The organism is uncultured Mailhella sp., from assembly GCF_905187505.1.
Taxonomy (GTDB): domain Bacteria; phylum Desulfobacterota; class Desulfovibrionia; order Desulfovibrionales; family Desulfovibrionaceae; genus Mailhella.
This window is the reverse complement of the sequence record NZ_CAJJIC010000181.1, coordinates 1-3559: the sequence shown is the minus strand read 5'-3', so window position 1 is coordinate 3559 and position 3559 is coordinate 1. Positions and strand designations below refer to the sequence as shown.

The following is a 3559-nucleotide window of genomic DNA, read 5'->3' as shown; positions in this document are numbered from 1 at the left end:
GCTGATCCTCCGCGAGCCTAATCGCGCAAGTTTGCTTCCATAATTCCGGGATTTCATTGTGGAATCTCAATATTCCGACACCAGGGGCCGGAGCGGCGCAGAACGCTTCGGCCGCCGCGCTGTCGGACCGGAATTAATCATCCAAGGAGTTCCTATGAACATGAGTGCTCTCAAGGGCCTCGGCAAGCTGTCTCTTGCTCTGCTGCTTGCCGCCAGCCTGAACGGAGTAGCTCTGGCCGGAGTGGCGCCTGTCGAAGGCAGTGCTGCCATGAAATCTCCTGCCAACAACGCCGCCGTTGTGGCCAAGCTGATCGGTCTTGTGAACAACCGTCACGACCATGCTCGGCCTTGAACGTACCATCAACGACGGCATTGTCATTCGTCAGAGCTACATCAAAGACGGAAAAATCATCATTCCTTCCGAAGGCCTGTATACCACTGCCCGTTCGAGCAACTGGTATCCCTTCGATAATGAACCCATCACCATGGCCGGCAAGAGCTATCGCGTCATCGTGGACCGCTATGTCCGCGACGTGATCCGCGACGTCGTCATGAAGCAGGGCGACATCATCACCAGCAACGCGGACAAGTCCCGCGGCTGGGAGCTTTCCTCCGTGGAAGGCTGGGAGACCTACGGTCTGGCTGATGGCAAGGAAGCCGTTTTCAAGGTCGTGAAGACTACCGGCAACTACTATGGTTCCACCTTCCCCGTGAAGGTCGGCACCAGCATCGGCAATGACGCTGCCGACGGCTCTCTGGTGCATGGTTCCAAGCAGCCTGTGGGCCACACCGTGCCTGACGAAAAGAACAATCTGTCCCGCTTCGACTACGGCAGCAACGTTTCCAGCGTGGGCCGCACCTATGTGGTCGTGGACAAGATTGACGAAAACAACAATGTTCATGTCCGCGAGCTTGCCACCGACAGCTGCACCGACATTTATATGTCGCCTGCCAAGCCTGTCGTCGGCACTTACGGCAACAACGCCACCTTCAAGGTCGGCGACGCCAGCGTGGCGGTGAAGAACATCGGCAAGGACAGTGTGGAAGTCTCCATCACCGACAAGGCCGGCAACGTCACCACCAAGAAGCTCTACATTGACTCCAAGAATGCCAAGTGGCTCATGCAGTCCATGGTTGAGCGCGACAAGTGCTACGTCGTCTCCAAGGACGGCAAGACCCTTGTCCATCTGAACATCCGCCCCGGCAACCCGTTCAAGGACGGTAAGGTTGACCTGGTTGCGTACTCCGATGTCATCGACGTGCAGAATGGTTCCGACTGGCCTGCTGACCCGCGGTTCCTGGCACGTCCCGAGACCTGAGCTACCTGCACCTATCCGCACGAAGTCATGATCGCCAACAAGGAACCGATCATACTCGACGGCGGAGCCAACAACGTGTTTGTTGGTCCTGACAACCAGTTCAAGATCGTTATCGATGAATTTGACGGCAAGACTGTGAAGGCTTGGCATGTCGAGACCGCTAAGGCCAAGACTGGCAACCTCGCTACACGTGCCGAGGGCAAGAACATTGACCTTGTCGTGGGCAAGGCCTGTCGTTCCACTGTTCACTTCATCAGCCGCTGGTACGGCAAGATGTATGATGAACAGCTGAGCGGCAAGGACGTGTTCAAATAACATCGGTTTGGCACGGGAATTCTGCGGTTCCCGTGCCTTTTTTTCTCCGCTCGGCTGAGGCGTGCATCCCATGCGCTGAGCATGCATGCTTCAGCAGAAGAGCCAGATACCTGTCTGGCTCTTCTTTCCTGATCGAACCTGGCTTTGTTTTCTCCGTGCTTGATGTTTGTGAAAGCGGCACGGCTCGGAAACGCGGTTTTCTTTCCCCGAAGGAATCTTTCAGGCGGATTTCTGTTCGGGAAAGCGCCATGATGCAGGCGGCCGGGCCGTGCGTCATGCGTCATTGAGCCACGAAAGCGGGCCGGATCCATGCCCAGGGAACGGAAGGTATCCTGAATGTTGCAGGGCGTCCGTTTCTTGTCGGAGAACAAAATCCGGGTTCGCAGCTTTGGCAGAGTGTTTCTGCACAACATGTTCAACAGGCAGGTTTATCATGCCCGAAGGTTATTCACGAAGAAATTTTCTTAAGCTGAGCGCGGCCCTGCTCGCTGGCGGGGCTGCCATAGCAAGTCCCGACAAGGCCCGCGCCATCGGCTATGTTTCTCCGAAAGGCGGAGCCATAACGGAAGTGAAGGGCTATTGTCCCTTCTGTCAGGTTCGTTGCACCTACAAGGCGCGCGTTCAGGACGGAAAGATTCTCAGCGTTACCGGCGACAAGGACAATCACTGGACGGGCGGCGCCATGTGCCCCAAGGGAATGTCCATTCTTGAACTCATGAACAGTCCCTTCCGCATTACCGAGCCCATGTATCATGAGCCGGACGGCAGCTGGCGCAGAATTACATACCAGGAAGCCGTCGACATGGTGGTGGAGCGCATGAAGGCCGTACGCGACAAATATGGAGCCAAGGCCGGCAACCGCGTGGCTCTTACCATGCCTTTGTGGGACTGCCTGGAATCGGAAATTGCGGCACTCATGACGCTTCGTACGGTGGGCAGCGTCCAGGCCATGCCTCCGGGAGAAACCTGCGTTTCCACGGCTTCCAACATGCTCGGTCTCATGCTGGGCGTGAACAGCGGTTCCACGCAGGTGGATGAGCTGCCCAAGGCGGAAACCATCGTGCTGTGGGGCGCCAACGTCAATGATCTGTATCCTCCGTATACGCGCTGGCTCAAGGCGGCCCATGACAACGGCACAAAGATCATCTATGTCGATCCCCGCAGGACGCGTACCAGCATCTGGTGCGACAGACAGCTTCGTCCTCAGCCGGGTACGGACGGCATACTTGCCCTCGGAGCCATACGCTACATTCTTGAGAAGGGCGCCTATGACGAAGAGAGGGCACGTTTCCAGATCGAGGACTTTGAGCAGCTGGCTCCGCAGACGGAAAAGTTCACCCCGGACTACGTGGAATCCATAACGAAGCTTTCAAAGGAAGAGATCACGGCCTTCTATGAAGCTCTCGCCGCAAGCAGCCGGACCATCATATGGCTTGGCGGTTCTTTGTCCCGCCAGACCAACGGCATCACCACGGCAAGAAGCATCATTCTTCTGCAGGCGCTTCGTGACAATCTCATCGGCGAAGGCAAGGGCATGCTCACCTTCCAGAGCGGCAAGCCCGGCGGCGGTGAAGAGCTTGTGGATCATTATTTCGGCGAGAACAATACGCCGAAGATGAACTTCCGGCGTCTGCGCATGGCCATGAGCAAGAAGAATCTCGACATTCTTTTCCTCAACTCCAGCTATCGCCGCAATCCCGACGCTCTCGGTGTGCGCAAGGCCATTCAGAACGTGCCTTTTGTCGTGCATATGGGATTTTTCCTGGATGAAGAGTCCGAAGTTTCCACGCTGTTCATTCCCGCCACCTTCGGCCCTGAAAGCCAGGGCTGCGGCTACGGCAACGAAAATCAGGTGGCCTGGCGCGAAAAGATCGTGCAGGCTCCCGGTTCCTGCGTGCCCGCCTGGCAGTTCTACCGGGACATAG

4 protein-coding genes are annotated in these 3559 nt (G+C 56.8%); all 4 read left to right on the top strand.

What is annotated here, in order from left to right; translation table 11 throughout:
• The first annotated feature begins 154 nt into the window (after positions 1 to 154).
• Positions 155 to 352, top strand: a complete 198-nt coding sequence (locus QZZ60_RS11055) for a hypothetical protein (RefSeq protein ID WP_295641377.1) — start codon at positions 155 to 157, stop codon at positions 350 to 352.
• A complete protein-coding gene (locus QZZ60_RS11050; protein ID WP_295641375.1) occupies positions 339 to 1319 on the top strand; it encodes a hypothetical protein in 981 nt (326 codons plus the stop codon). Before QZZ60_RS11055 ends, QZZ60_RS11050 begins: the two co-directional genes overlap by 14 nt.
• A gap of 27 nt (positions 1320 to 1346) precedes the next feature.
• Positions 1347 to 1634 (top strand): transcription factor, encoded by a 288-nt coding sequence (locus QZZ60_RS11045; RefSeq protein WP_295641374.1) that lies wholly within the window; start codon positions 1347 to 1349, stop codon positions 1632 to 1634.
• A 433-nt stretch (positions 1635 to 2067) separates the two neighbouring features.
• A partial coding sequence (locus tag QZZ60_RS11040) for a molybdopterin-dependent oxidoreductase (RefSeq protein WP_295641372.1) occupies positions 2068 to 3559 on the top strand: 1492 nt, incomplete at its 3' end.